Here is a 26,474-nt window from a genome sequence, read left to right as displayed (position 1 = left end):
AGTACAGGATGTTTGGAATCAATTGCCAGCAGGTTCGGTGGGGTCCCCCCACCTCTGGTAACCCTGGGCCCAGCCTTTGCGGACGCTCTGGCGTCCCGCAGGCCAGTGCCAGCGTTCGACTTGGTTGACCAGCCGGTCGTAGTCCAAAGGCTGACCGATATCACGCAACTGGATCACCAGCCCACGTAGCCGGTAGGTCATCATCGCCACCGAAGTCGACGTGACCAGAGCTTCCACGCGTCGGTCCACCGCGTCGCCGCTGCTCTTGTCATGGCGGCGCAAGGCACGTAGCGCCGTACCGAGCCCGGCGTCGCGCTGGTGCATCAAGACCCGCTGGGACTGCTGGTGGACTCCGAAAAGCGTCAGGGCTGCATGCTCCGCCTGCTGGCGGGTATTGGCCGCACCGAACCGTTCCAGATCGCCGTCAGGTTCAGCGGTGACCGAGTAGAACTGCCACATCTTCGGTACCGTCAGCGCTTCACGCCCCAGCCCCGACCGCAGCGCGGCCAGGTCCTCCCCGGGCGGAAGGACCTCGGTCCACTTACCGGTTTCACCACTGATGTACTTGTTCCAATATCGTTGGGCCATAGTGTTATTCCTCTCCATCGAGGCGTGCTCGCATGGCGGCAGCCCTACCCAGGATCTTGTTTACCGTGCCGTGGAAGGAATTTGCCGCCAACCCGAGGCTGTAGTGCTGCTCCTTGGACCCCGACTTCACCGTCCGTCCCATGAATGCCGCCGAGGGCAGCGCGAACAACGGCTCGGCGCAGCGGAACACCGCGTCGTAGGCCATCAGCTCCCACGCCAATTGCCCTCGTGTGAGCTTGTCTTCGTCAGCCGAGTCAGCCGACACACCGGCCAGCAGACGCCGCACGACCGGATCCAGCGCGACCAGCAACTGCTCGCCCGGTCGCTGGCCTTTATCCCACGGGATTGGGTCGGCACCCACCGCGCGGCGCAGATCCGCCGAGAGCCGGTTGATCGCGTTCACCAGTCGCTCCGCTTGATCGGCAGCCTCCACCAGCACCTCGTATGCCCGCCCGCTACCGCGTAGTGCCGCGACCGGCAGAGAGATAGTGTCGTGGACCAGGTCCTCGATGACCGCGGACTGATTGCCGTAGACGATGCCGAAGATCTCCACCCGCAGCGGATACTCCTCGTCGATCACGTTCGCGCCTTCGACTTCTGCGAGCTGATCGAGCAATTCGCTGGTCTGCACTGCATCACCAGGGACCGACTCCAGTGCCAGCAGCGCATCCAGCCCACGCCATGCCGCCTTGCCTGCCATATGCCGTAGCGGCCGCAACGGCGTCGCTGGGGATCCCGTGGCCGGTTTATCTCTTCGCCACGCAGTGTGGGTCTCCCAATCGGGAACGCCAGCGGCGAAGCGGTCCCCTGCCGCGACGATTACCCGCTCGACCACGGCCTCACCATCGACAAGTTCGACGAAGAGTCGGATCCGCCGCGACTGCCACGTCCACAGATCCAACACACCGTCCGGTGAACGCACCTCCCACTGCGCACCGAGCGGATCACGCGCCCACTGCGGGACACCGAGACGTTTCGCTACACCGATCGGAGTGTTCAACAAGAGGGTTTCAAACAGGGTGCGCCCGATCGGCATCACCACACCCAATTGACCGAGCGGCCCCGTGGGGTTTCCAGATGTTTTGCCGCCCTTAGCTTTTGGGTCGCCGATTACTCCGGTCTTGATCGCTGCGGGATCCCAGCATTGGGTGTGCAACATCCACCGCACCGCAGCATCCAGAGGCAACCGCAGCGGATCAGCTTCGGTCCTGACGGCAAACAACGGAACATTGTTGCCCGACGGCGCGGTCGCCACGAGCAACGCCGCTCCCTTGGTATCCCCCTTCTCCGTCCGCAGATCGGCCACTTGCCCGAAGGGCGATACGGGGCTTAGCACATCGAACCGATCGGCTCGCTCGGCCAGATACCGCTCGATGCTCTCCCACTCGTCCTGACCGAACCGACCTCGCTCGAAGCACTCACCCCACTGGTCTGGAGTGGCCGGTGACCCCAGCGCATGCACCGTGATCGGTAGCAGAAGCTGCCGCAGTATCGCCGGCAGCATTGTCGGTACTTCGACCTCAACGCCCACGATCCGGTGGCTGTTCGCCAGCATGTCCGCGACTGGCAACGTGGCGACCGAGCCGTCGTCGAACCTGCAGGGCGCCAAAGGAACTGATCTGATCAAATCACCTGAATTCACATCCCACCCCTCGCTTGAAACGATTAACGTCTAAAGTGTTTGCCACGGTAGCGCAATGGAGATCGAGCCATATGCGAGACCGATAAGGAACCCGCCGGTATGTTCGCGGTGGGTATGGCCCGGACTAACGTCTGGCATCGAAGTCGGCCCCGCATCTGCGGGGGATCTTGCGGCCCAACCATGTGCGCCGCGAGGTCATTCGAAAATCAGTCCCTGCGCCGCGTCGTAGCAGACCCGATACTCGCCTACGGCTGTGCGACCGTCGTTGTCGATCGCAAGGGCGTGGCTGTAGCGCAGCCATGGGTGGTCACGCCATCCGTCCAGCGGCCGTAGCGTGGCCAGGACAGCGGCCCGTAGCTTTCTGGGGAGTCGCAGGGTCCCGCCGAGGACATGGTCGAGTACCTCGTCGGCGACTTCGCCGTTGGGCCCCAGACGTTGTCCGTTCTCGCTGCGATACCCGAGCTCGTCGGCACGGACGAGGATCACCTCGATCCCTTCCTCGCCGTCACGCACCCGAACATCGCTATCGGAGACGTATTCGCCTGAGCCGCGATGCAATCCGGCCAGCGTCGGGTTCTCGTGTTCCCCGAACCGAGTCAGCACGAACCGCGCAGCGTTATCGGCTCGCTGGCGTTGATCATCCGACCATTCCTGCCATGCCTCAGCTACAGCGTCGGCCCAACCCTGCGGACTAGGAGTTTGCGGATCGTAGGCAGTGTTCACGAGTTTGGGAACCTTGTCCGGGATGTCCCACTGCCTGCCCGACGCCTGCAGGACCGCGGCGGCGCTGCGCAGCAACGGGTAACGGCCATAGATCGCTTCACTGGCGACGTCGAAGCTAGGCACGGCATTCGCGTAGGGAGTGAAGCCGGTGACCACCACGGTTGGCTCCCGCACTGCGGGCGGGCGCGACACGCCGTCGTGACGGTGCATACGACCGATCCGCTGCAACAGCAGGTCCATCGGAGCGAGATCGGTGACCAGCAGGTCGGCATCGACGTCGAAAGATTGCTCCGCGATCTGCGTCGCCACCAAGATCGTCAGCGGCCGCTGCGTGCCATCTTTCCTCGGTCCCAGCAACATCAAGCATTCCTCGGTGACTTCAGCCCGCTGACGCACACACATCTGGGCGTGCAACAGATGGACGGCCGCACCGAACACCGCATGCAGTTCCCGATACGTCTGTTGTGCTCGGGCCACGGTGTTGCGGATCACCAGCACACACCCGCCGTCGGTAAGCCGATCGGTCAACAGATCGCTGATCGAGTCCTCCTCGGGCAGCACCTGTACCCGAACCTGTAGCGGCTCACTTCGCCATGGTGGCGCTGCAACCTGCTCGATCACTGCTTCACCGGCGTCGTCTGCCCATGCAGTGGTCACCCGTGGATACCCGGCTTCCTCGATCATCGACGGCAGGTCGAGCTCTTCTCGGTGGCGAGCTCCAGCCAGGTAGGCACTGAGCAGTTGCTCACGCTGGCTTGGGGGCAAGGTCGCCGACAGCAAGATCACCGGAATACCCGCCTGTCCAAGCCACCGCAACCCCTCGACAAGGAACGCTGACATGTACACATCGGCGGCGTGGACCTCGTCGAGGATGACAACCTTGCCCGCCAACCCGGCCATCCGAAGCATCACATGCTTGGTACGTGTGGCCGCCAGCAACAGCTGGTCGACAGTGCCGACCACGAACGGCGCGAGCAATCCCCGTTTCGGTCCGAAGAACCACTCCGCCGGCACCGTCCGCGCAGGCCGATCACAAGTGCACGGATCGAAATCCGAAGTCCCGTAGAGATCTTCGAGCCCGAACTCGTCCTCGCCCACAGCCGCGAACCCGGTGTCGCGGCCTGCCTCGACCAGACCCTGCCATTCCTTGTTGAAGCGACGCTTGCCATGCAGCAACGCCACCCGACCCGCAGCATCCTTGTCGACCTTCGCAACCCAAGCACGCACCGCGGTAAACATCGGGTCACTCGTCGCCTGGGTCGGCATCCCCACGAACACACCGTCGAATCCGAACCGCGCCGACAGCACCTCCGCGCATAGCAATGCCGTCTTCGTCTTCCCCTCCCCCATAGGCGCTTCCACGATCATCAACCCCGGACACGCCATCCCAGCCGCGCATTCGATCGCCACCCGCTGCGAAGGCCGCGGCTCGACGCCGAACCGCACCGTGAAATCAGTGACGGAAGGCGGAACGATTCGCCCCCAGCCACCAGTCAGCCCGAGCCTGTCCCACGCGGCTCGCGCCCTCTTACGGGCTCCCTCCGCGCTGACCTCACCCAGCTGATCCAGTCCACGGAAGTGTTCCTCGTCGCTGGCGATCCAGTCAGCCATCACCACGAAACCGCTCAGCTGTAACTGCAATGCGCGCGAGGGCACCGCCTTCGGTTCGACAGCCTGAAGATCCTCATAGCCAACCGCTTTGGTGAACGCCTCAAGCAGTGCCAGCTGGGCAGCGGGCCAATCGCCACCCCCGCGTAGCCTCAACTCGGTCCGAGCCTTCGGCCGCAAATCGCCGAAGGACGGGAACCTGCCGTGGTGCCCCGCCACTAGTGGCCACACCCAACCATGTTGCGCAGCAGACCATCCCGCCTGCTTGAGGAACTCCGCGAGAACCTTCGCACCCGCGTGTTCATGCCGCCAGTGATGAACTTTGACCACGGCCTCGTCCCAGACCAGGCCGACGGCCCTGACCGCAGCAGCGCCCTCGACATCCACGCACTGAAATGCTGGCGTCGCCTTGCCCACATCATGGACACCGCACAGCCACGCGAACAACCGACGCCCGTCCTCCTCATCGCCGGCTGCCTCGGAAACCTGCCACCGAACGGACTCGGCCAGGTACTCGTCCCAGATCAACGCAGCAACAGCCGCGGTGTCCAGCATGTGCGACAGCAGCAAGTTCACCGTGCCACCCGCACGACCAGCCGACTTGCCCCACAACACCGACAGCCAAATCTGCTCCTGCTCAGGCAGATACGCCCAGCAACCCACCCCGGCAACGCCTCCAGCGGTCATGGCCGACACCATAGAGACACCCACCGACACATAACCCGGAGCACCCCGTGCGGATGCAGGCCAGCAGGCTACCCATGGTGTCTGGGCGGCAAGAAGAGACCATGCCAATCGATACGGGTCGACTCCATATGGTCCTTGGCCGAAGTTCGGCCACGAGCCGCGTTGAGCGAACAGGTCATGCACCGCAGCGCAAACCTCATCGTGACGGAGCTTCAGCAAGTGTCGAGATCAGTAAGGATCACCTGGTAGAAACAGGGGCGGAGCCCGTGCCTGATAATGACAGGCACGGACTCCGCTTAATCAATATTCGGTTGTGGCTGGAGCGTTCAGTCGAACAAGGTCAACTGATTCTGGTGAGCTCTCCGGTCACAGTCCTCCCGGTAGATTCTGGCCAGCCGCTGCACCTTGTACTTCGGTAGGTCGAAGTCCACGGTGATCGCGGCCCAGCTGGCACCTCGGTCGTACTGTTCCTGGATCTCCCGCCCGAGCCGTAGCTCCGTTCGCCGGCTCATCGGTTTCTTGGCCTTGGCCATGATCGGATGCCTCAACCTTCGTAGGCGTCGTCTCGCTGGCACTCGCCTTCCTGAATCTCGCACCCTGCCTCTTCGCAGAGCCCGCACAGGATCAGCACCGTTGCTGGTCCGACCACGATGTCGAAACAGTCCCGGCAGCCACACCACTGGTATCCCGAGCCGGTCATGCCGGTACCTCCGGGCTGTCGGTGAACACCGTCCACCGGGCCTGGATCGCCGACACGATCTGTTCGTCCGCGACAGCGATGTCACCGACGATGACTCCGACCTCGGCCAGGTATTCCAGCGCGGTCCCGATCACCGCGGACAGCGCTGATCGGTCGATGACGTGAACTTCGGCCATCATGACCATCACGCCCTCCCCGCGGTCCGGGCCCATTCCCACTCTCGGGGCAGGTAGCCGCCCTGGGACAGTGAATGGTCCAGCGCGGCCACGCCATCGGCGAGGTCGATGAGGATGCGGACTGCGTCGTTGCAGTCGTAGTCCCGTTTCCACAGCCCCAGTTCGTCTTTGGACTGGAGCAACTGCCGGACCTGGGCCAGTGCGACGTTCGGGTCCATCACTTGCTCCCGTTCGCCGACCGTTCCGGGCACAGGTTGTGCTGGGCTTGGAGCGCACCGAGGTCCCACTGCAGGCACTGCACCTGATCGAGCAGTTCCTTGCAGTAGTCCTTCAGTTCGTCGCGTTCCTTGATCAGCTCGGCCACCCACACGGAATGGCTTTTCGCGTCCGCGACAGCGGGTTCACTGTCGACGACGGGAGTGCCGTCCCGGAGGGCGTCGGTGACCGCGGCCATCAGTTCCACCAGACCCGGGCGAGTCAGTTCAGCCGTCACCGACCGATACTCACCGCCGAGGGCGTAGAGGAACGTGAACCGGAACTGCGCGCCCGGCTGCATGGCCACCATCAACCGTCCGTAGCGCTCGGCTCGCGCGGCGAGGGTACTGCGTCCCATCACGCCACCTCCCCGATCTCCGGCGCGGCGGGCGCGGGGATGGCGGTGTGGCTGTTGATGGAATCGACCCTGTGGACCCAGTAGACCTCGATTCCGTCGTCGACCAAGTCGACCGCCGCACCGCACTGCGCGCACGGGATCGGTTCGGTCAGGACGGGTTCGTGGTCGTTGATGGAGAACGGTTCGTGGGTCCACCAGTAGTCATTCCTGTTGGACACCAACGCGATCCGACCACCACACCGGCAGCAGTGCACCGGGTGTTCCGGCGACGTCAGCACGGTGCCGTCCACGTTGACGGGCACTGTGTTGTCGACCTCGTTGTCGATGTCGCCAGCCGTGGTGATTGGTTCGAAGGTCGCGATCGCCGCGGTCAAGTTGTCCCGCAGGGTGCGGGCCTCGTTGACCGTGAGGTTGGCGAACATTCCCTCGATGGTGGCGTCGAACCGCCAGCGGATCCGGATATCTCCGCGGCAGTCCTCGGCGGACAACAGTTCGACCGTGGCATCGGGCATGTTGTGCCAATGCATTTCGATCGCTCCGCGGCCACCGAAACCGGATCCGTCCGCACAGGCGTGTGCAGCGGTCCCCAGGTACGCCATGATCAGATTCCTTTCCGGGCGTTGTGGTGAATGGCGTTGCGGCACAGGAGGATGTTCATCAGAACTCCTCCAGCGGCCGCGCGTCGGGACCGAAGTAGCGCGGGATCCCGTTCGGGGACGAGTCGCGCACCCAATCCGGCACCGAGTCCTGACCGTCGTTGCTGGTGAACGACTCGCAGTGCTCCAGCGTCGTGATCAGCGCCTCGGCCAGCGCGGCGGCCTCGACGAGACTGAGGTACGCCTGTACCCCGGTCTCGGGGTCGGGCTGCCACGCGAGAACGACCGCCGGGTCGGACTCGCCCAGGTCCAGCACCACGTTGGTGGGCAACTGATGCCAGTGCTGGGTCGACTTCTTGCCGTTGGGCTCCTCGGCCCGGCTCAGTGCGCACGCCATGATCAGGCCACCTCATCGGTGCTCGGCTGGAAATCGCTGAACGGGTCATCGCTGACACCGAGAGCGTTCCCGTCCTTCGGATTCGGCCGCCCGCCATTGCGGTTCTTGGACCGGACCGGTCTGGCCACCGCGTATTTCAGCGACGTCCCCACCTCGTCGGCCACCAACTCCATGACGGTGCGCTTGACGCCGTCGCGGTCGGTGTATTCGCGCTGGGACAGCTTTCCGACCACGATCACCCGATCCCCCTTGGACAGGGAATCAGCGACGTGCTCGCCGGCCTGACGCCACTGGGTGCAGCGCAGGAACAGCGCTCTCCCGTCCTTCCACTGCTTGGTCTTCGCATCGAATTCCCGCGGGGTGGAAGCGACCGTGAAGTTGACCACCGCGTCACCCGTGTCGTTCATGAAACGGATACTCGGGTCGGCGGTCAGGTTGCCAATGATGGTGAGAGTCGTCTCTCCGGACATGTCATAACTCCTGAAAGTTGTTGAAATAATTCAGATTCCGAAACCAGTGGTCTCGGTGAGGTTGTCCAAGCCTCAGGGATGTGATGCCAAGGCATCACGGGCGTTGCAGCTGTCGTATAGCGGTTCCTCCATTTCTGTGTTGTTGTTAAAAACCCTTAGGGCACAGCAGTCCTGCTACGCCTCGGCCTGCATCCGCGCGGCCCACTCCTCCCACGCAGCCTCCGAGCGAGGCTGTTCGGCGGCGAGCCGCGGCGCCTGGGAGTCCTGCTCGGGCTCGGCGGCGGCCTGCGGGGTCATCGACGTGCCGTGGGCCTGGTCGGCTTCGGGGTGTTGTTCCTGCCGCTGCCCGGCGCTGGGGCGGGGCTTGCGGGTCCCGGGGAACGCGCTGTAGCCGTTGGTCGCCAAGGTTGCGGTCTGTTCGGGTCGCAGCTGGCTAATCTGGCCTTCGAGGCGTTCCAACCGCCCGGCGAGGTCATCGAAACGGCGGGCGTTCTCCTGCCGAAGCTCCGTGATATCGGCGCCGGTCAGCTGCCCGGCCGTGGTGGCTGCGGCGTGGGTGAGGCGTTCACGGTGCTCGTGCACTCGCTGCTCGCTCGCGGCGGCCGTCAGCCGGGCCCGGACTGCGGCGTCACCCATGATCGGTTCGAACACGTTGCGGGCGACTGGCTTCGACGGATCGTTGTCGATCCCCTCAAGGGTCTTCACAATCTGGCCGCGTTGTTCGGCGGTGAGGACGGTGTCGTGGATGGTGTGCTCGATGCTGGCCCTCAGCCCGGACAGGTACGCCGCCTCCTTGGTCTGCTCTTCAGCCGAAGCGCCAGCGGTGGCGCGGCTTCTGGCAGCACGGGATTCGCGCTGGTAGTCCTCGGTGCGGGCCTGATACCAGGATTGGGTGTTGCTGATCTCGTGGGTGAGGGTCTTCTGGGCGTCGCGCAGTTCGGTGACGAACTGCTTGTAGTCGGCCCGGGACAGGCGGATCGATCCATCGGCGCTGGCACGTTGGATCCGCTGCAACAACTGGAAGATCAGCGCCGCCAGCTGCGGCCAACTGCGAGCCAGCTCATCAACTTCGTTACCGGACATAGGATTTCCTTCCTCTTTCAGGGATGTGAGTGATCGGGTGATCAGGCGGTCGCCTCGCCCGTGGCGGCTGCGCGGTCGCGTCCGGCAGCGGTGCGCCAGGCCCGCCACCGGGCACGGGCCGGTCGGGAATGGGCGAAGCAGAACCGCGACACCGCGGCGAAAGCGATTCCGCCGTGGCCGGCGATGGCGTGCGCGGCGATGGTCGCGTCGGGGCGGCCCAGGCTGATCCACGCGCCGTACCCGACCCAGCCCGCCAGCCATACCAGCAGCGGGATGACGGCCGCGGCCGGTGCACCGGACGCGGTGATCACCCACATCAGCGGGCCGGTGACGGCGATCACGGCCAGGAAGGGGCGGGCGCCCAGGGCCTTTCGGCGGGCGCGTGTCGCCCAGGTGGGGCGGGCCAGTTCGGCGTGTTTGATGCCCGAGGACTCCATGAGCGCTTGCAGCTCACCGTCCCAATCGATGCCCTTGTTCGTGCTCATGCCAGAACTCCTTGATGGTTGTCGTGATGGTTGGGCTCGATCCCGGTCAGCCAGTCCGCTGCGGTGGCCGTCAGCTCGGCGGCAGCCTCGGCCGTGTCCTCGGGGGTGTCCGCCCGGCCGGTGTCGGCCCGGGCGGTGTCCGCCTCGCTGGCCAAATAGCGGCGGACGGTGCGCTTGCTGACCGCCAGTTCGGCGGCAATACGCGCATGCGTCCAGCCCTGGCCGTGTAATGCACGGGCACGCTCTCGGCGGTCGGCCGCATCGCCGTCCTCCCCGATGTCCGCGCTCCCGGAGGCGGTGTCCGCCTGTCCGAACACCGGGAACACCTCTTCGGCAACCGGGAGGGTCGGCTCGGCCAGTGCCTCAATCTGGGCTGCCAGCGGAATCTCTCGCGATGCTCGCGGCATCGGTGCAGCTGCTGGAATCGGTTGTGCTAGATGGTGAACCGCGTGGTTACACAGGTTCGAGTCGGCGGTGGGCGGGGTCAGGGACAGGAGCGCGAACCCGCAAACCACCATCAGGCCGTCGAGAGTGAGGGGACCGAATTCGGCGGCGGGGTGCCCATATCCCCAGGCCAACAGCACTTCTCGGACGTGGCTATAAGAGATCACCGCCGATCCGAACGCGACCGCACCAGCCCCACCGAAACGCGCGGCAGTCCAGGCGGGGCCGCGTCGCCACGCCACCCGCGCCAGCACCTCGATACTCAGCAGCAGACCGATGGGCCAGATCGCGGCCCCGAGCCGGGCAGCGATGACCAGTGCCATCCCATCGGGCATTTGCACCGTCGGCAGGTAGGTGTGCAGGACGTTGGTGGCCACCGAGGTCAGCGACCCGAATACGAATCCGGTGCGCGCCACCAGCTGACCGCGGGGCTTGTCGGTTCGAGTGGTCATCGTGTCCACCCCCTGTCCGCCTTGCTGTCCGGGGTGGCCTCGGTGGTGTCCACCTCGCTGTCCGGGGCGGACACGCAGCCCTGAATGGTCTGGTCAGGGCGGTCAGTGTTGTTGTGGCGGTGGCTATTCTGGGTGACCACGTAGGCGGTGATGGAGCGCAGGTAGTCGGTCATGCGACCTCACCGCCCTCGCCGTCGAACCCGAAATCGGCGCGCCGGGCCCGCCCGGAATCCAGATCGCGTACCGCCCGCAGCGGTACCCGCGGCTGCATGTTGCGCGCCCACCGCTCCGGATACGGGTCCGCCGGCAGTTCAGCAATCTCATCCAGATCAACCGGGATCACATGTCCCCATTGGGCTTTGAGTGCGTGTACCCAGACGACGTCGCCGCGGTCGAACTCGGCGAGCCGGTTCGGGTCGATGAAGAACGTTTCCCGGTTGCCCAGGGTCCCTTCATCGCCGACCTTGCCGCCCTTGGAGTGGCGGGAGTTCTCGGTGACCGGGCGGGTCCCGAATACCTCCGACACCTTGCCAGCGCCCTCCAGCGCCATCAGCAGCGCACCCGACGGGCAGGCTTCCAGCAGTCGGCGCCGCTCGTCCTGGGTTTGGCCGAGGCCGTACTGGTTCTGTGCGGAGAAGATCGCGACGACGCCCATGCCCAAAAGCCGTTCGGCGATGGTGAATTGGTTGATACCGCCGGTCTTGTCCGACACCGCCGACATCTCATCGACGATCAACACGATCTGCCGGTCATGCTCCCCACACGCGAACTGCGAAATCAGCGTCGTGATCGCAGCGACCTGAGCACGCGCGTACTCGCCGCGCACCGTGCCCGGTGTGGTCGCGTAGATGACGTCGAAGCTGTCGAGGGAGCGGCCGCCATCGAAGCCTTCGCCGATGGCGTTGAAGATGTTGCGGAACTTGCCCGCCACATCCCCGACCGCGGGCGGCTTGTTCTGCTGCAAATCCGCGATCTCGGCCAGGATCGCGTCATGCCCGGCCCACGCGTCCTTCAACCAGTCCAGGCTCAGGCGCTGCTGGAAGTCGTCCTTGCTGGTCGGCTTGCCGCCAGGCGCGGTCACCGCCAGCTGAACAACGCGGATCCGGTTCTGTTTGAAGTGTTCCGCGCCCGCGTCGGTGGCCTGGACCGGGTTGATCATCGATTCCAACGTGGCGCACTGGTCCTCGGCGGACATGTCCCACAAGTCGAAGCGATTCGTGATGGGCCACAACGCGATCCGCTCCGGCCGCACCCCCTGCCGGTGCGCGATCTTCACCACCTGACGGCCCGTCGCCAACCCGGGCTTGCCGCCCTTGCAGTCCAAGAAGATCAGCAGCGGGCGTTTCTCCCCGGTCCGCACGTAGCGCCGCCAGTACGCCTCGTACAGGGCGGTGCCGAGACGGATCTGCATGGTGGTCTTGCCGGCCTTTTGCGACTTGCCCAGCACGATCATGTGTCCGAGACCCTCGATCGGGATCTCCAACTTCGCCGACCGCTTCGCCACCAACTGCGTCACCGTCGTCGGCTGCGTCGCATCCGTCCGCTCCGACAGCGGCCCGAGGACCACCCGGTTGTTCAACCAGCCCGTGGTCAGTGGCGCACCATACTTCGCGGCCTGCCGCGCCGCGCGAGCCTGACCGTGCTGCTGACGGCGCAATAGCCGCCGCGTCTTCCACGGGGAATCCACGCCCTCGGTCCCCAGCCGTGACAGGAACCGCGCCCGATACACCGCAGCCGCACCCCATGCCACAGGCAGGCACCCAGCGGCCATCGCCACCAGAGCACCGGATCTGGGACCCGACGCCGTCAGAACGTGGAGGCCCTGCCACCACAAGCGCGGCGCGGCGAACCAGGAGTTCGTGAGCACCATCGCCCCGACCGGCAACATCAGCGAGCCGAGCGCGTAGTTGCGGACCTGCCGGGCGTCCCAGCGCCGCCAGTTCGCGAACCAGTTCATCGCGACCGCGACCGCGGCCACGAAGCCGACGCCGAGCAGGACCGTGCCCAGAAACGCGAGGACCTCGGTGACGCTGGAGAAGTGCAAATGCCAGTCCGGGGCCCGCCACCCGCCCGGAAGCTCCGAATTCTCGAACCGGTCCGGCGAAGGAGTCTGCGGGGCAACCGAACTCACCACCAGCGGTTGCGGTGATCCGGGCACGGGCAGCGCCGACGTCAGCCCCGGGGTCGGGACCGCGGCGGTTCCGCAGTCCAGCGGGGTGATCAAGGGAACGCAATCGGTCATCTCAGCTCACCTGCTCTCGCGGCTGCATGCCACGCGCAACCGTGGCGTCCAGATCATGGATTTCGAGATTCGGCAGCCGATCGACGTTGCGGTCGTGCGCAATCCGCGTCGCGGCCGTCTCAACCGCGCGCCGCAGGCCCTCGCCGCGCACGAAGTACACGACGCCGGCCAAGTCGTTGCGGTCGGCCGCGTCCAGCGCCGCCGAAATCGCCCGCGTCAGACGGCCGTCTCCGAACTTGCGCGACAGCTCGACCTCGACCGCCCACACCTTGTCCGGATCGGCGAAGTCCCGGAACCAGCCGTCATGGATATGGACCTCGGGTCGTCCGGACTCGCCCCGGAGCCGACGGCGCAACAGTCGCTCACTCGTCCACACCCGTGGATCGGTGTCCAGACCGGTCAGCGCCAACCGCAATTCCGTGACGGCGGTCAGGTGCGCGGCCGTCGACGCCTTCGGGGTCCACTCGCCGGGATCGAATTCCAAATAGCCCCACGCGGTCGCGCGGGTCAGCGACAACCACAGCGGACCGTGCGGCACCACGTCGGACTCGTCGAAGGTCGTCGAGTTCCGCCACGGCCCGCGCGACCCGTAGTCGATCCGGGCCACGTCGGCGTGTCCGAGCTTCTTCAACCGGCGGGCGAAATCCGACGCCGCCCGCGGGCCCCGGCCCATCGCCCGGCCCACCGTGTCGAACGACAACCCGTACTGCTGGGCGATGAACTCCTCCAGGCGGGTCTCCCACGCCTGCAACCGAATCTGCGGCTCACTCATCGAGTCACCGCCTCACGCGGGCACTCCCGCGGCCACACCGCCACCTGCGCCGTCCCCGGCGCCGGACAGGTCACCACCGTCGTCGGCAAACCCTCACGGGCCCCGAATAGCAGGACACCCGCATACAGGCCCGTCGCGAACACCAGGCCGAGCAGGATCAACACCGCGAGCGCCAACGGGGAGATCGGCACGCCCGCCCGGTCATGATCTCTGAACATCAGATAGTCGTTCATCGCCGACCGCCCCGCCGCCGCCTCCCGCCGAACGGACCCGAGTAGGTCCAAACGACACCGACGACACCCAGCAAGAACACCGCCATCAGCAGAAACACCGCAGCCTGAGGCACGAACACAGTGAGCGCCAGCACCACAACGATCAGCAGGAAGGAAACCCGGATCATGCCGCACCTCCAACCGTCGGGATGGGATGCGGCAAGGCCATAACCTCATCGCGATGCACTCGGATCGTGTTCGGCCCAACCATGTAACCGGTCAGCCGACCTGCGGAGATCCAACGGCGCACGGTGACTTCGTGCACACCGAAGAGCTCGGCTACTTCCTGCAATCGCATATACGTGGCGCTCGACCTGGGCTTTTCGCCTCCCCTGCGCTTCTTCGACCTTGTCAAGATGATCAGTCCTTTCTGTGATCCTCGGGCGCTGAAACCCGTTGAGATACAGAAGAACTCGCGAAGGCATAGGTGCAGTAGTGAGCACACAAGACGCCAAGGGTGTGCACCCCCGAACCCGTGCACCCCCGTACACCCCTTTGCCGGAGTGCCGGTACTCCACTGACACGGGCGGTATGTTGGTGCGCGTGGAACATCTGCTACCGAGCGCGACATCTGCGGACGTACAAGCGCAGAAGCCCACCGTCGCCGTGCTACCGATCGGGAGTTTCGAACAGCATGGTGCGTTTCACCCGCTGACTACAGACACTGTGGTCGCATGCGCAATCGCGAAGCGGATCGCTGACGACTACGACCTGTTCCTACTGCCGCCGATCACGATGTCCCTCTCCCACGAGCATTCTGATTTCGTTGGCTCGGTGAGCATTCGGACGACAACCCTGATCGCAATCATTGACGATATAGCCGACTCGCTCCATTCTTCCGGTATCCATCATCTCGTTCTCGTCAATGGCCATGGCGGTAATTACGTCTTGCAGAACATCGCGCAGCAAGCCAACGCCACAGAACGCCGAATGACCCTGTTCCCGCTGCCGATCGACTGGAATCAAGCACGCGCCGACTCCGCCATGGAGACAAACGCCCATGAGGATATGCATGCCGGCGAGCTGGAGACCTCCGTACTTCTTCACATCGCACCGGAACTTCTTCGCACCGGTTACGATCGCGCAGATTGGCGGGTCGACGACAGAAGATTCTTACTTCTGAAGGGCATGTCCGAATACACCCAGAGTGGTGTTATCGGATTCCCGTCACTGGGTACCGCAGAAAAAGGAAAGCGAGCGCTGGAATCACTATCGGCGTCGTTCAAGCAACATCTCGAAGCACTGACCAAATAACGCCGATTTCCACTACAGGACCTGCGACAGAGTCAGTTTCAACTCGCTGACAGCATCACCACGAATTGTTCCCGCTCGCTTTGAAAGGTCGCGCAGGACAGCCAGGGATCGAGCGGACGGTGCTGAGCGGAACAATTCCGTGGCCTGTGTTGCCGCCCGAGTCGCCTCTTCGAACTCACCGGCACCCAGGCATGCGGAAGCCATCCGGGCCGAGCAGAGTCCTTGATCGCGACGCTGAGAGGTCGGCCAGTCGGCCAGACCTGAAGCGTAGGTCTCAATCGCACGCCCCGGCTCGCCCAAGCGGACCCAGCTGTGCGCGGCCTCCATCTCGATGTAAGACGGCGTGCAGTACTTCGCCAGGTTTCCGGGGCTATTCGGGTCGATCTCCAGAGCTTCGGCCATGGCCTTGTCGAGCGCCCTGCGACAATCGTCAACCTCACCGATCATCGCGTGCGCGTTCGCCAGCTGGCGGAGAGCGACGGCTCTCAGCTCTGGAGTGATGTGGTCCCAGCGCCGCAAAGCGGCATTCGCGAGTCCCAGCCCTTTCGCGGCGTATCCACGATCCGTCGCGATATTGCTCTTCCGCATCAATACGTAGGAAGTTAGGTGGGTGCTTCCCAGCTCCTCGGCGTAGTCCATCGCGATATTCGACCAGTACATGGCCGCTTCGAGGTCGCCCGAGTCCTGGAACAGCCAGCCAGCGAATTCGCTGAAACGCGCACCAACCTCAAGCAACGACTGTCTCATACCCCCTCGCGCCTTCCCGCAGAGCTCCTCAACCACAGCCAGTTCACCCCGCAGCGCATCGAGGACGTAGCGAGGGCCGGTGAGCGCGTCCATCCGGACGTGCTCATCCAGCAGGAACCGCAGATGGTCAACGAACGCTGGATCGATCACATCGGACGTGAACGGCATGAGCCCAGAACTAACGCCCAGGTAACCACCGTGAAGCAAGCCGGACTCGACTCGATCGGAATTCTTAGGCGGATAGCCGATTTCCTCCAAAGCGATCGGCCGACCAGCAAACTCGCTCAGCGCCGCTGCGAGCACTTCTGCGCTGCGGGCGTTCGGCCGATGAACACCTGACCGATAACGCCCGATTGTGCTACCGCCAGGGCTGACCGGCTCTCCCCCATCAGCCGCACTGCACTCGACCATCTTTCGAGCAACCGTCTTGTTCCCAACGCCAAGCTTGGTAATGAGCTGGTTCAGGCGCTCATTCGGCCGAGTGAGCTCTTGTCCAGTTACATTCATCCGTGCCTCCCCATGCCGCCCCAGTACAACATGGAATGCCGACACATTTTCAAGATTGCATGCATGGCTTCCTCATCATGACCGCGGCCGCCTTCGGGAGCCGGAACCGCTCGGCCGGGGTCGGCGGGCAGGCCGCAACGTCGCTCGACCATTGCCCGGATCATCGATATCAGACTCGGGCTCAACGAACTTCGAGAGAGCGACCGCGATCGCGGTATCCCGGTCATTGGCTGTGTGTTGGTAGCGCATCGCGGCACCAGGAGTTGAATGCCCGAGGCGGTCCATCAGCTCCTTCAGGGTCGCGCCGGTGAGAGCCGCGAGTACCGCGCCGGTATGGCGCAGGTCGTGCAAGGTGAGGTCGGCATGATCCTTGCCATCCGGATCGTCGCTGTCTCCTTCAACCCAGCGTCCCGCAACGCGGCACGCACGGTACCAGTGGCGTGAAAATGTAGACGGGGCAAGATGTTCCGTGTCATCAGTCACCGACGGGAACAGAAGCGCGGCAAGTCCGGCACCCACGTGATCACGCAAATGGTCTTCAATCACGGGGATAAGATGCGGCGGAATGGAAACATCCCGGATGCCGGCGTCAGACTTGGGAGACTTAACCTTCCGGACCGGTATACCTCGCGTCTTGCTCTTGAGACGAACAACACCGCGCCGGACGTAGATCCTTCTCCGTGGAAGGTCGATATCACTGCGACGAAGCTCAGTAAGTTCACCAAACCTCAGGGCACACCAGGTTGCGAGCAGCGCCATCAGCTTGAATCGCGGCGGCAAGGTCATCACGATTGTCTCGAGTTCGCCGAGAGTCGCCGGCCGGATCACCTTCGCCCTCGGCGCGCTTCCAGCGCCCTTGATACAACACGGATTTCGGTGAACGGGAACCTTCTTGTCCGTGAGCGCCGTGTTGAAGATCGTTGTACACAACCCATACACCCTCGCTCGTAGGGTCGGCGTATCCGGGTTCAGCTTGCCGTACCACAGCCGGATATCGCTCTCCTCGATCGAGCCGATCGGATAGCGGCCCAGAACCGGAAGGATGTGACTATCCAGCCAATCTCGATAGTCCTCTCGCGTTCGGTCGCCAAGATCCCGTTCTTTGATCCAACGCTCGGCATACTCCTCGAACGTCAGCTTCACTTCCTCGGCGACCTCGACGCCGGGCGGCTGCCACGCCTTCTTGATGATGTCCGCCTGCACAACCGACAGGAACGCCCGTGCGTCCTGCTGCGTGAGGAAGTTGGTCGGCGCTTTGTAACGACGACCATCCGGTCCGAAGTACTGCGCGCGATACCGCCCGCTCGGAAGGCGATCGACCGATCCGAAGGTGCCGGACTTCCGGTCTTGCCTCCCCTTCCCCCGCACCATGCCACCACCGTCCTAACTCGCACGGTCTCCGGATCTCAGTTCAGATTGAGTTCACGTCTACTGAATCTGCCGACAGTCCAACTGAACTCAACGTGAACTGAGAAAAGTGTATCGATGCACCTTCCTGACCACCAGCGCAATCGGCGATGTCCGCGAAAGATACTGGTAGCTAGCTATTTTCACTGTTCAAAGCATGTGGCGTCGCACCGCGCGATACTGGTTCAATCCCAGTATCGCGCACCACGTTTCATACAGATCAGGCCCGGCTCACGCCGGGCCTTTCTGCATTTCCGAGTCAGGCCAGCGCCTTGTCCAGACTCCAGTCGAGGTGGTCGGTGCGCTGCACCCGCATGTGGTTGGCGCCCGGTTCGGGGCCCAGATCGCGCTGGTGGAATCGGAACCGGTAGCTGCGGTCCACCGGGTCGGCCACGTAGTTCCACAGCGTGCGCTCGGGCAGCCCGCCGGTGATGCCCGCGGCCGTGTTGTCGACGAAAGCGCACAGCACGACATCGAGCAGGGCGTCGACATCGTCGGGGCCCCACAGCCCGTCGTGCGCGGCGATGGCGTCGGCCAGCATGCGGTAGCGGACGAAGGAGTCGTGCTCGCGTCCCGGATCCACCTGCGGGAAGGTGTCGATACCCGGATAGGTGTGCAGGGCGTGGTTGGTGATGATGAACGGCGCGTCGCCGGGGGCGTCGGTGAAACGGTACTGGCGTGAGGTGCGGTCGATCTCGAAGACCGTGGCCGCGCCGTGGGCGTCGGCGATGAGCCAATGCTGGCTTTCGGCGACCGGCACGAAGATGTGCTGGGTCAGCAGCGCACGCTTGGCCTCGGCGACGGTGGTCGCGGTCGCGAGCACGTAGCCGACGAGCTGCATCGACGACAGGCCGTGGTCGAGGAAGCCCGCGCCGCTGGTGCCCGGATTGCCGGGCGCGGTGTGATCGACCAGCAGCGCCATGATCAGGCCCGCGTCGTTGACACCGTCGTAGCCGGGGTTGATCAGGTCGTGGCAGCCCAATTGGGCCACCGCGCGGCCGGATTCGCCGAGGGTGGTGATCAGCACCGTCCGCGAGCAGGACGGGTGCTCGTCCGGACCGGGCGCCATGCCGGTGGTGGCGCTCAGCGGCAGGGGGAACCAATCCATATTGCGGCCGAACAGCGGCCGCCCGGTGGTGGTGATCGACGGCGGGAACCACACCGCCGAACACGCCGGACCGCCCGGGACGTCGTATCCGACCGCGGTGGTGTCGAATTCGTCGCCGTCGACCGGAACGCCGAACACCGACGCCACACCGCGGGCCCGCGCCGCCAGCGCCGGATGATTGCGTTCGAAATAGATGCGCCGGGCCTGCGCGTACGCCGGATCGCTGTACGGCGCGATCCGGGCGGCGAAGTCCGAGCGGCCGAGCCGGGCGAGATCGGCGCCGATCTCCTCGTCCCCGCCGCGAACCGTCACCGCCCGCACCGACATGAAATCGCCCACGACCGGGGCGAGCAGATACGAATCCTCAGAGATCATCGCGAACCTCCCGGTTGCCGAATCCTGTTCAGCAAACGTATCGCAACCCATTCCCGCGAAGATCGCAATCAGGGCGTCTGTCACCTGATTCGGTTACCGCGCACCGTGATCGATACCGGCCAGACTCCGCGCGGTCTGACCCGTACACGCCGAGCCCGCAGTGTCAGTTACCGCGCCGGGAGCGAATCAGAGCGCCGGGGCGGGCCCCGGTGTCCTCGCCGTCACGCAGCACCACCTCACCGGACACGATCGTGTGACGGTAGCCCTCGGCGCGCTGGAGCAGACGGCGGGCGCCGGCCGGCAGGTCATGGGCCATGGTGGGCGGCAGCAGGCGCAGGGCCTCGAAGTCGATGACATTGAAGTCGGCCTTCTTGCCGACCGCCACGACGCCGCGGTCATCGAGGCCGTACATCTGGGCGGTGTCGAGGGTCATCTTGCGGATCGCCAGCGGCAGGGAAATCCGCTCGCCCCGGGAACGATCGCGCGCCCAGTGGGTCAGCAGGTAGGTGGTGTTGGAGGCGTCGCAGATCGCGCCGACGTGCGCGCCGCCGTCGCCGAGGCCGACCGCGCTGGCCGGGTGCATGAGCATCTCGCGGATCGGGTCGTGGGTGAAGCCCGAATAGTTCAGCAGCGGACGGTAGAACAGGGCCGTGCCGTCGCGGGTCAGCAGCTGGTCGTAGATGTACTCGAACGGTTCGATGCCCGCACGGGCCGCGTCGGTGGCGAGGCCGGCCGCCGGATCCGGCTCGTAGTCCGGCGGATCGCCCAGGGTGAAGGTGCGGTCCAAACCCATGCTGACGAAGGCCATCGGGTTGTCGGGGAGGTCGGCCTCGGTGAGGATCGTCCGGCGCAGGACCGGATCGCGGAGTTCGGCGACCAGGGCGTCGAGACTGTGCCCCGCGCGTTCGACCGCGGCCTGATAGCTGGGACGGAACGAGAACGGGTTGAAGGTCTGCAGGCCGATCAGCAGGCCCAGCGGCCGGGCCGAGACCTGCGGGCGGATCGGGATCCCGGCCTCGAAGGCCGCACCGGCGGTGTCCAGCAGCCGCTTCCAGTCGTCGGGCGCGCCATCGTGTTGCAGCAGGCCGTAACTCACGGTGCGGCCGGTCTGTTCGGCCAGGCGCACCATCCAGGCGAGTTCACGGTCGGGCGCGGCGAGGTCCTCGCCCATGATGCCGGCGGGGGCGAGTTCGAAGACTCCCGCACCCGCGTCCGCCAGGGCTTGGCCGATGGCGAACAGCTCCTCCTCGGCGGCGAAGGTGCCGGGAACCGGCTCACCGTCGATGGCCCGGTGCACGATGGTGCGGGAGGTCGAGAAGCCCAGGGCGCCCGCCTCGATGCCCTCGCGCACGAGTTTGGCCATCATGGCGATGTCCTCGGGTGAGGCGTCCTCGTTCTTCGCGCCGCGCTCCCCCATCACGTACGCGCGCACCGCGCCGTGCGGGACCTGGGTGCCGACGTCGACGGCCAGCGGCAGCCGGTCGATCGCGTCCAGATACTGCGGGAAGGATTGCCAGTCCCAGCGGATTCCGGCCGAGAGGGCGGCGCCGGGAATGTCCTCGACGCCTTCCATGAGGCCGATCAGCCACTCCCGCTTCTCGGGCGTGACCGGCGCGAACCCCACCCCGCAGTTGCCCATCACCACGGTCGTCACACCATGCCAGCAGCTGGGGGTCAGTTGGGGATCCCAGGTGATCTGGCCGTCGTAGTGGGTGTGGATGTCGACGAAGCCGGGGGTGACCAGCAGCCCCTTCGCGTCGATCCGGTTCTCCGCCTCGGTGTCCGCGAGCCGGCCCGGTGGGGTGATGGCGGCGATGCGCCCGTTCTCGACGGCGATATCGCCGGTGTACGGCTCGGCGCCGGTCCCGTCGACGATGGTGCCGTTCTCGATGATGAGTGAGTAGCTCACGCGAGATCCTAGCCTTCCAGGTTCACTAACACCGCACAGATTAACTAGACACAGCGTCAGCGATATCCGATTCGGCCAAATCCGCTACGACCTGTGGCGAAATTTGCTCCGCCACGGGGTCCCAGGCCGGAAATCATGGTGGCGCCCAGGAGGATTCGGCGGTGGCGGCGGGCTTACCTGGCGGCCGAGCAGATCGCGCCGCGGCAGATCGCCGCCCCGGCCGCGCGAATTCAGTTGGGGGCGGACAGAACTGTCTGATCCCGGTCCGCCGGAGCGGGCCGGGCGAAGACCGCGATGGCGATGATGATCAGGAAGGCCAGCAGCGCCGTGCCGGTGCGGGCGATGTGGAACAGCTCCCAGCGGTGCAGGATCTGCGCGTAGTCGTCGGGACGGGGGCCGACGGCCCACTGCTTGATCTTGCCGTTGATCGGGACATTGCCGAATCGGGTGATGACGAAGGACGTGAGCACGAGGCCGAAAGCCGTTGCGGCCGAGCGGCGCACGACTCCCCCGCTGTAGATCGCCAGCAGCAGTGAGGTGAGGGCGGCCAAGCCCATCGCCGATTGCATGACGGGGCCGTTGACCTTCATCAGCGCGGTATGGAAGGTGAACCGCACGTCCAGCGGCACCGTCTTGAACGCTTGCGCGACATTGATCAATCCGTATCCGAAGGCGCCGCACAGATATCCGGTGGTGAGCAGGGCGGCCGCGGTGAGCAGTCGAGTGCGCATGGGTGAGCCTTTCGCGGAGAGCACCGTCTCCTATTGGTTCAGTTTTCAGAATAGTTCAAATCTTCGAACCTGTATCCTGGATCTGTCAAGACCGCAGTACGACATCGATGGGAGGGGTTCGTGCCTCGGCCACAGCGAGCGGCGGACGCCGCGGGCGCACCGGTGAGTGCGGAACACCAGCGGCAACTGGAGGCGCTCGCACCCCTGATCGCCACGCATTTCCGGCGCGCCCACGGCGATATGCCCGCCGCGTTGCGCGAATCCTTCGACGCGGGCGGGCTCGGCAATCGGCACGGCGCGGTACTCGCGCAGGTGCTGGCGGCGGGCAGTCTCAGCGTCAGCGATCTGGCCCGCCGGCTCGGCATCAGCCTGACGAATGCGAGTCAGCTTGCCGGGGAGCTGAACCGAGCCGGGTGGTTACGCCGGCACAACGATCCCGCCGACAATCGCCGCACCCTGCTGTCGCTGCCCGACGATCGCCGCGACGACGTGGCAACCTTCATCAACCGGCGGTCGGACGCGCTGCTGCGGGCGATGGGGCGGCTGACTCCGACGCAGCGGCGAGGGTTTCTGGCCGGGCTCCAAGCCTGGGCCGACGAGATCGACTGACCACGGTCCACGGGGGCCGGGCCGCAGCGCCCGATGGTTCGACCGCCGATTTCGGGCCCCGTTCGACGGCCCCGCCAACCGACCTGGACGACCTTGTCGGGCAGACTTGACCAGGTGGGAAACCTACCTGTGGCAGCGGTGGTGTGCGCATTCATCGGCGCGGTGTTGTTCGCCGTGTCCGCGGTGGCGCAGCAACGGGCGGCGGCGGATGTCCCCCAAGGGGATGCGTTGCTGGCCAATCTGATTCGCAGTCCACGATGGGTGGCCGGGGTGATCGGCGACGCGGGCGGGTTCGCGTTCCAGGTGGCGGCGCTCGCCCTGGGCTCGGTGCTGGTGGTGCAGCCGATCCTGGTGACGGCGCTGGTGTTCGCGCTGCCGCTGGCCGCGCACTACAGCGGGCGGCGGGTGACCACGGTGATGTGGTTGCAGGCCGCGGCGTTGTCGATCGCGCTGGCGTGCTTCCTGGTGGTCGGGGAACCGACCGAGGGGGTCACCGAGGCGCCCTGGCATCGCTGGGCGCTGCCGCTGGGCCTGGCGGCCGGTGTCATCGCGGTCAGCATCGTGGTGGCTACCACCGTGCGCGTGCCGACCCTGCAAGCCCTGCTGCTCGGCAGCGCGGCCGGTCTGCTCTTCGGCGTCTCGGCCGCCCTCACCGACAACGTCACCCAGTTGTTCACGATCAGCGTCGGAACCGCCCTCACCAGCTGGGAGCTGTACGTCCTGGCCGCCTGCGGCCTGCTGGGTCTGTATCTGCAACAGCGCGGCTATCAGGTGGGTCCGCTGTCGGCCTCGCTGCCCGCGTTCACCGTCGCCGAGCCGCTGGGCGCGGCCTTCCTCGGCATGACCGTCCTCGACGAGCGGCTGCGGTCCGGTCCGGTCGGCACCGCCTTCGTCGCTCTCTCGGTGGTCGTCATGTGTGTTGCGGCGGTGCGCCTTTCCCGCGCCCAGGCCGCGCCGCTGGCCGACCCGCTGCCCGAGACCGACTGACCGGCACCGCGACATGCCCGAAATCGCCCGTTTTCCTGGCGATTTGCATTAACCACCCACCCATAGGCTAATGTTCTGTCCCGCAAGCCGATCGGCCCACAAGGCCGGGTGAGCACGCGGATGTAGCGCAGCTGGTAGCGCATCACCTTGCCAAGGTGAGGGTCGCGAGTTCGAATCTCGTCATCCGCTCAAAGGGGGATTTACCCGCGCGATTAGCTCAGCGGGAGAGCGCTTCCCTGACACGGAAGAGGTCACTGGTTCAATCCCAGTATCGCGCACCACGTTCATACAGAAAGGCCCGGCTACCGCCGGGTCTTTCTGCGTTTCCGGGTACCGACGTCGTCGGGCTCCCTCAGCCCGACTCGCCGGAAAACAATGCCGATCGAGCCCGAAGAGGTGGGGCCGCACCGCCGGTTCCAGCCGATTTGCATTACCCACCCACCCATAGGCTAATGTTCTGTCCCGCAAGCCGATCGGCCCACAAGGCCGGGTGAGCACGCGGATGTAGCGCAGCTGGTAGCGCATCACCTTGCCAAGGTGAGGGTCGCGAGTTCGAATCTCGTCATCCGCTCAACCGAAGTCCGGATCAATTGATAACGATCCGTTCCAGATCCATTCCGGATCGATTCTTCTCCCCGCCGTAGCTCGGCAATAACCTGTTGGCATGACGACAAACGTTGTGACCGAACAGAATCCGAAGATCGCCGCCATCGCCGCCTTCTTCGAGGCCTACGCCCGCTACGACCTCGACGGGATGCGGGCCGTCCTCACCGAGGACATCAGCTGGACCATTCCCGGCCGCCACCCGCTGTCGGGCACCAAGCACGGTATCGACGAGGTCGTCGAATTCTTCAACCAGCTCTCGACCGCGGGGATGAAGGCCGAGACGTTCTTCCTCGAGGCCAATGACGAATATGTCGTCGACATCCACCGCGGCTACTCCACCGCCGGCGAGGGCAAGGTCGACACCATGTGGGCGCTCGTCTGGCATTTCAACGCCGACGGCAAGGTCGACCGCGTCGTGAACCTCTCCGGTGACCAGCACCAGATGGACAACTACGTCTGGCAGAACTACACCCTCGCCCCGCTGCCGACTCGCCTGGCGTAGGCGCGACAGCCTCGGCGCGTCCGCTACTCGCCAGCCCCCGCCCGGACATCGATTCCCGGACTGGCAGAGTGAAGCGGACGCGCCCCGAGCGAGGAGGTTCAGACCATGAGCGGACGCACCCCCAGCCAGTGGGAGGAGATCATCGCCGCCGATCCCACCCACTCGACCCGCTACGTGGAGCGTTTCCGCAACCTGGCCGCCGAGGGCACCGACATCGTCGGCGAGGCGCGACTCATCGACGCCATGCTGGGGCGCGGCAGCCGCGTCCTGGACGCGGGGTGCGGGCCGGGCCGGATCGGCGGCCACCTGCACCAGGTGGGTCACACCGTGGTGGGTGTCGACGTCGACCCGGTGCTGATCGCCGCGGCCGAGCACGACCACCCCGGCCCCACCTGGCTGGTCGGGGACCTGGCCGAACTGGACCTGCCCGGGCGGGGCGTGCCCGCCGACTTCGACGCCATCGTCTGCGCGGGCAATGTGATGGCGTTCCTGGCGCCCTCCACCCGCCGGGCCGTCCTGTCCGCCTTCGCCCGGCACCTGGCTCCCACCGGCCGCGCGGTGATCGGGTTCGGCGCCGACCGCGGCTACGACTTCACCCAGTTCCTCTCCGACGCCCAAACCTCCGGGCTCACACCGGATCTGCTCCTGTCGACCTGGGATCTGCGGCCGTTCACCGCCGACGCGGACTTTCTGGTGGCGGTGTTCTCCCGGGCGAGCTGACATCGAAGGACCGACCAGCTGATCGACGCCGCCCTGGGATTGGATTCAGCGGCAGCAGTTCGGGTCGAGGACCAGGCACAGCGCCGACAGGGCATCGCGGTAGGCGCGGTGAAAAGTGTTCATGCCGCGGCGTTCCGATTCGATCAGGCCCGCCTTCTTCAGCTGGCCGAGGTGGTGGCTGACGGTCGATTCGGCCAGGCCGACGGTCTCCGCGAGGTCACCGGTGTTCACCTCGCCCGCGGGGCTGGTGAGCAGCAACGACAGCAGTTTCACCCGAGCCGGGTCGGCAATCGCCTTGAGCCGCAGCGCGATTTCGAGCGCGGCGGCGTCGTCGACCGGGCCTGCGGCGACCGGGGCACAGCAGACCGGGGCGGACATGTCGATCACTGGTAGTGCCTTGGGCATGCGATCAACCTTACCGACCTTCTTGACATATGTCGAAGAGGTGGCGCAGACTCGGTCACAGAAGTTCTTCGACATATGTCTCACAAGTGGAGGTACGGTCCCATGTCCCGCATCCAGCTCGCACTCAACGTCGACGACCTCGATCAGGCGGTCGCGTTCTACTCGACCCTGTTCAAGACCGAGCCCGCCAAGCGCAAGCCGGGTTACGCCAACTTCGCCGTCGCGGAACCCCCGCTCAAGCTGGTCCTGATCGAGAACCCCGGCCACGGCGGCAGCCTCAACCACCTCGGGGTCGAGGTGGAATCCAGCGAGCAGGTCCACGGCGAGATCGCCCGCCTGTCCGAGGCGGGCCTGTTCACCGAGGAACAGATCGCCACCACCTGTTGCTTCGCCACCCAGGACAAGGTGTGGGTGACCGCCCCCGACGCCGAACGGTGGGAGGTCTACACCGTGCTGGCGGACAGCGAAACCTTCGGCACGGCACCGGTTCTCGCCTCCGGGGAGCCGGCGACGGATGCGCAGGCCACGGCGGTGTGCTGCGGCACCGCCGAGGAAGCCGCCGCGGAGGGAGCCTGCTGCGGCAGCACCGCGAAGGCCGAGGCGGTCGCTTCGGGCCAGTCCTGCTGCGGCTGACGTCGCTGTGAGTTCGCCGGTTGT

General features: G+C 65.5%; 31 protein-coding genes and 3 tRNA genes. 9 read left to right on the top strand and 25 right to left on the bottom strand.

What is annotated here, in order from left to right:
• Positions 1–18: 18 nt before the first annotated feature.
• The 19 genes from casB to ACQPYY_RS13320 all read right to left on the bottom strand — a co-directional run bounded on the left by casB (position 19) and on the right by ACQPYY_RS13320 (position 14,248).
• Positions 19–588, bottom strand: coding sequence for a type I-E CRISPR-associated protein Cse2/CasB (gene casB / locus ACQPYY_RS13410; protein ID WP_433593979.1), 570 nt, complete (start codon positions 586–588; stop codon positions 19–21).
• Between the two features lie 4 nt (positions 589–592).
• Complete coding sequence (gene casA / locus ACQPYY_RS13405; protein WP_433593978.1) at positions 593–2,230, bottom strand: type I-E CRISPR-associated protein Cse1/CasA; 1,638 nt, start codon at positions 2,228–2,230, stop codon at positions 593–595.
• Positions 2,231–2,425: 195 nt separating this feature from the next.
• Positions 2,426–5,248, bottom strand: a complete 2,823-nt coding sequence (cas3, locus tag ACQPYY_RS13400) for a CRISPR-associated helicase Cas3' (RefSeq protein ID WP_433593977.1) — start codon at positions 5,246–5,248, stop codon at positions 2,426–2,428.
• A gap of 326 nt (positions 5,249–5,574) precedes the next feature.
• A complete protein-coding gene (locus ACQPYY_RS13395) occupies positions 5,575–5,781 on the bottom strand; it encodes a hypothetical protein (RefSeq protein ID WP_433593976.1) in 207 nt (68 codons plus the stop codon).
• A 163-nt stretch (positions 5,782–5,944) separates the two neighbouring features.
• Positions 5,945–6,133 (bottom strand): hypothetical protein, encoded by a 189-nt coding sequence (locus tag ACQPYY_RS13390; RefSeq protein WP_433593975.1) that lies wholly within the window; start codon positions 6,131–6,133, stop codon positions 5,945–5,947.
• Positions 6,133–6,342 (bottom strand): hypothetical protein, encoded by a 210-nt coding sequence (locus tag ACQPYY_RS13385; protein WP_433593974.1) that lies wholly within the window; start codon positions 6,340–6,342, stop codon positions 6,133–6,135. Before ACQPYY_RS13385 ends, ACQPYY_RS13390 begins: the two co-directional genes overlap by 1 nt.
• Positions 6,342–6,737: a hypothetical protein gene (locus ACQPYY_RS13380; protein ID WP_433593973.1), complete on the bottom strand. Its 396-nt coding sequence runs from the start codon at positions 6,735–6,737 to the stop codon at positions 6,342–6,344. Before ACQPYY_RS13380 ends, ACQPYY_RS13385 begins: the two co-directional genes overlap by 1 nt.
• Positions 6,737–7,264 carry a hypothetical protein gene (locus tag ACQPYY_RS13375; protein WP_433593972.1) on the bottom strand — a complete coding sequence of 176 codons (528 nt, stop codon included), beginning with the start codon at positions 7,262–7,264 and terminating at the stop codon, positions 6,737–6,739. Before ACQPYY_RS13375 ends, ACQPYY_RS13380 begins: the two co-directional genes overlap by 1 nt.
• A gap of 130 nt (positions 7,265–7,394) precedes the next feature.
• Positions 7,395–7,730: a hypothetical protein gene (locus tag ACQPYY_RS13370; RefSeq protein ID WP_433593971.1), complete on the bottom strand. Its 336-nt coding sequence runs from the start codon at positions 7,728–7,730 to the stop codon at positions 7,395–7,397.
• A 2-nt stretch (positions 7,731–7,732) separates the two neighbouring features.
• Complete coding sequence (gene ssb / locus ACQPYY_RS13365; protein WP_433593970.1) at positions 7,733–8,200, bottom strand: single-stranded DNA-binding protein; 468 nt, start codon at positions 8,198–8,200, stop codon at positions 7,733–7,735.
• 174 nt (positions 8,201–8,374) lie between these two features.
• Positions 8,375–9,283, bottom strand: coding sequence for a hypothetical protein (locus ACQPYY_RS13360; protein ID WP_433593969.1), 909 nt, complete (start codon positions 9,281–9,283; stop codon positions 8,375–8,377).
• 41 nt (positions 9,284–9,324) lie between these two features.
• A complete protein-coding gene (locus tag ACQPYY_RS13355; RefSeq protein WP_433593968.1) occupies positions 9,325–9,768 on the bottom strand; it encodes a hypothetical protein in 444 nt (147 codons plus the stop codon).
• Positions 9,765–10,664, bottom strand: a complete 900-nt coding sequence (locus ACQPYY_RS13350) for a terminase gpP N-terminus-related DNA-binding protein (protein WP_433594641.1) — start codon at positions 10,662–10,664, stop codon at positions 9,765–9,767. The genes ACQPYY_RS13355 and ACQPYY_RS13350 overlap by 4 nt, the downstream gene beginning before the upstream one ends.
• Complete coding sequence (locus ACQPYY_RS13345) at positions 10,661–10,837, bottom strand: hypothetical protein (RefSeq protein ID WP_433593967.1); 177 nt, start codon at positions 10,835–10,837, stop codon at positions 10,661–10,663. Before ACQPYY_RS13345 ends, ACQPYY_RS13350 begins: the two co-directional genes overlap by 4 nt.
• Positions 10,834–12,708 (bottom strand): hypothetical protein, encoded by a 1,875-nt coding sequence (locus ACQPYY_RS13340; RefSeq protein WP_433593966.1) that lies wholly within the window; start codon positions 12,706–12,708, stop codon positions 10,834–10,836. The genes ACQPYY_RS13345 and ACQPYY_RS13340 overlap by 4 nt, the downstream gene beginning before the upstream one ends.
• Positions 12,709–12,907: 199 nt before the next feature.
• Positions 12,908–13,678, bottom strand: coding sequence for a hypothetical protein (locus ACQPYY_RS13335; RefSeq protein ID WP_433593965.1), 771 nt, complete (start codon positions 13,676–13,678; stop codon positions 12,908–12,910).
• Positions 13,675–13,896 carry a hypothetical protein gene (locus ACQPYY_RS13330; protein WP_433593964.1) on the bottom strand — a complete coding sequence of 74 codons (222 nt, stop codon included), beginning with the start codon at positions 13,894–13,896 and terminating at the stop codon, positions 13,675–13,677. The genes ACQPYY_RS13335 and ACQPYY_RS13330 overlap by 4 nt, the downstream gene beginning before the upstream one ends.
• Positions 13,897–13,907: 11 nt before the next feature.
• Entirely contained in the window at positions 13,908–14,078 is a 171-nt protein-coding gene (locus tag ACQPYY_RS13325) for a hypothetical protein (protein WP_433593963.1), read from the bottom strand.
• Positions 14,075–14,248, bottom strand: a complete 174-nt coding sequence (locus ACQPYY_RS13320; protein WP_433593962.1) for an excisionase family DNA-binding protein — start codon at positions 14,246–14,248, stop codon at positions 14,075–14,077. The genes ACQPYY_RS13325 and ACQPYY_RS13320 overlap by 4 nt, the downstream gene beginning before the upstream one ends.
• 245 nt (positions 14,249–14,493) lie before the next feature.
• On the opposite strand from ACQPYY_RS13320, the gene ACQPYY_RS13315 reads away from it, so the two are divergent.
• On the top strand, positions 14,494–15,204 hold the full coding sequence (locus ACQPYY_RS13315; RefSeq protein ID WP_433593961.1) for a creatininase family protein: 711 nt from the start codon (positions 14,494–14,496) through the stop codon (positions 15,202–15,204).
• Positions 15,205–15,216: 12 nt separating this feature from the next.
• Here ACQPYY_RS13315 and ACQPYY_RS13310 read toward each other — a convergent pair whose 3' ends face one another.
• The 5 genes from ACQPYY_RS13310 to ACQPYY_RS13290 form a co-directional block, all read right to left on the bottom strand.
• Complete coding sequence (locus ACQPYY_RS13310) at positions 15,217–16,458, bottom strand: hypothetical protein (protein ID WP_433593960.1); 1,242 nt, start codon at positions 16,456–16,458, stop codon at positions 15,217–15,219.
• Positions 16,459–16,533: 75 nt separating this feature from the next.
• Positions 16,534–17,829 (bottom strand): tyrosine-type recombinase/integrase, encoded by a 1,296-nt coding sequence (locus tag ACQPYY_RS13305; protein WP_433593959.1) that lies wholly within the window; start codon positions 17,827–17,829, stop codon positions 16,534–16,536.
• A gap of 295 nt (positions 17,830–18,124) precedes the next feature.
• Positions 18,125–19,348 carry a C45 family autoproteolytic acyltransferase/hydolase gene (locus ACQPYY_RS13300; RefSeq protein WP_433593958.1) on the bottom strand — a complete coding sequence of 408 codons (1,224 nt, stop codon included), beginning with the start codon at positions 19,346–19,348 and terminating at the stop codon, positions 18,125–18,127.
• Between the two features lie 163 nt (positions 19,349–19,511).
• Positions 19,512–21,257: an N-acyl-D-amino-acid deacylase family protein gene (locus tag ACQPYY_RS13295; protein WP_433593957.1), complete on the bottom strand. Its 1,746-nt coding sequence runs from the start codon at positions 21,255–21,257 to the stop codon at positions 19,512–19,514.
• 230 nt (positions 21,258–21,487) lie between these two features.
• Positions 21,488–21,988, bottom strand: a complete 501-nt coding sequence (locus ACQPYY_RS13290) for a DUF1772 domain-containing protein (protein ID WP_433593956.1) — start codon at positions 21,986–21,988, stop codon at positions 21,488–21,490.
• Between the two features lie 120 nt (positions 21,989–22,108).
• Here ACQPYY_RS13290 and ACQPYY_RS13285 point away from each other — a divergent pair, with 120 nt between their 5' ends.
• The 7 genes from ACQPYY_RS13285 (at position 22,109) to ACQPYY_RS13255 (ending at position 25,412) form a co-directional block, all read left to right on the top strand.
• Complete coding sequence (locus ACQPYY_RS13285) at positions 22,109–22,597, top strand: MarR family winged helix-turn-helix transcriptional regulator (protein WP_357093990.1); 489 nt, start codon at positions 22,109–22,111, stop codon at positions 22,595–22,597.
• A gap of 114 nt (positions 22,598–22,711) precedes the next feature.
• The gene (locus ACQPYY_RS13280; protein ID WP_433593955.1) at positions 22,712–23,584 is read left to right on the top strand and encodes a DMT family transporter; all 873 of its coding nucleotides are present in this window, start codon (positions 22,712–22,714) and stop codon (positions 23,582–23,584) included.
• A gap of 116 nt (positions 23,585–23,700) precedes the next feature.
• A tRNA-Gly gene (locus ACQPYY_RS13275) sits at positions 23,701–23,773 on the top strand.
• 17 nt (positions 23,774–23,790) lie between these two features.
• A tRNA-Val gene (locus ACQPYY_RS13270) sits at positions 23,791–23,865 on the top strand.
• Between the two features lie 217 nt (positions 23,866–24,082).
• Positions 24,083–24,155: transfer RNA gene (locus ACQPYY_RS13265), tRNA-Gly, on the top strand.
• A gap of 93 nt (positions 24,156–24,248) precedes the next feature.
• The gene (locus tag ACQPYY_RS13260; RefSeq protein ID WP_379097228.1) at positions 24,249–24,692 is read left to right on the top strand and encodes a nuclear transport factor 2 family protein; all 444 of its coding nucleotides are present in this window, start codon (positions 24,249–24,251) and stop codon (positions 24,690–24,692) included.
• A gap of 105 nt (positions 24,693–24,797) precedes the next feature.
• Positions 24,798–25,412 carry a class I SAM-dependent methyltransferase gene (locus ACQPYY_RS13255; RefSeq protein WP_433593954.1) on the top strand — a complete coding sequence of 205 codons (615 nt, stop codon included), beginning with the start codon at positions 24,798–24,800 and terminating at the stop codon, positions 25,410–25,412.
• A 45-nt stretch (positions 25,413–25,457) separates the two neighbouring features.
• On the opposite strand, the gene ACQPYY_RS13250 is transcribed toward ACQPYY_RS13255, so the two are convergent.
• Positions 25,458–25,817, bottom strand: a complete 360-nt coding sequence (locus ACQPYY_RS13250; protein WP_357289140.1) for an Rv2640c family ArsR-like transcriptional regulator — start codon at positions 25,815–25,817, stop codon at positions 25,458–25,460.
• A 102-nt stretch (positions 25,818–25,919) separates the two neighbouring features.
• On the opposite strand from ACQPYY_RS13250, the gene ACQPYY_RS13245 reads away from it, so the two are divergent.
• Positions 25,920–26,450, top strand: a complete 531-nt coding sequence (locus tag ACQPYY_RS13245) for an ArsI/CadI family heavy metal resistance metalloenzyme (RefSeq protein WP_433593953.1) — start codon at positions 25,920–25,922, stop codon at positions 26,448–26,450.
• Positions 26,451–26,474: the final 24 nt, after the last annotated feature.

Origin of the sequence: Nocardia sp. CA-145437, assembly GCF_050956485.1 — a bacterium.
GTDB lineage: Bacteria > Actinomycetota > Actinomycetes > Mycobacteriales > Mycobacteriaceae > Nocardia.
This window is presented reverse-complemented; position numbering and strand designations above follow the sequence as displayed.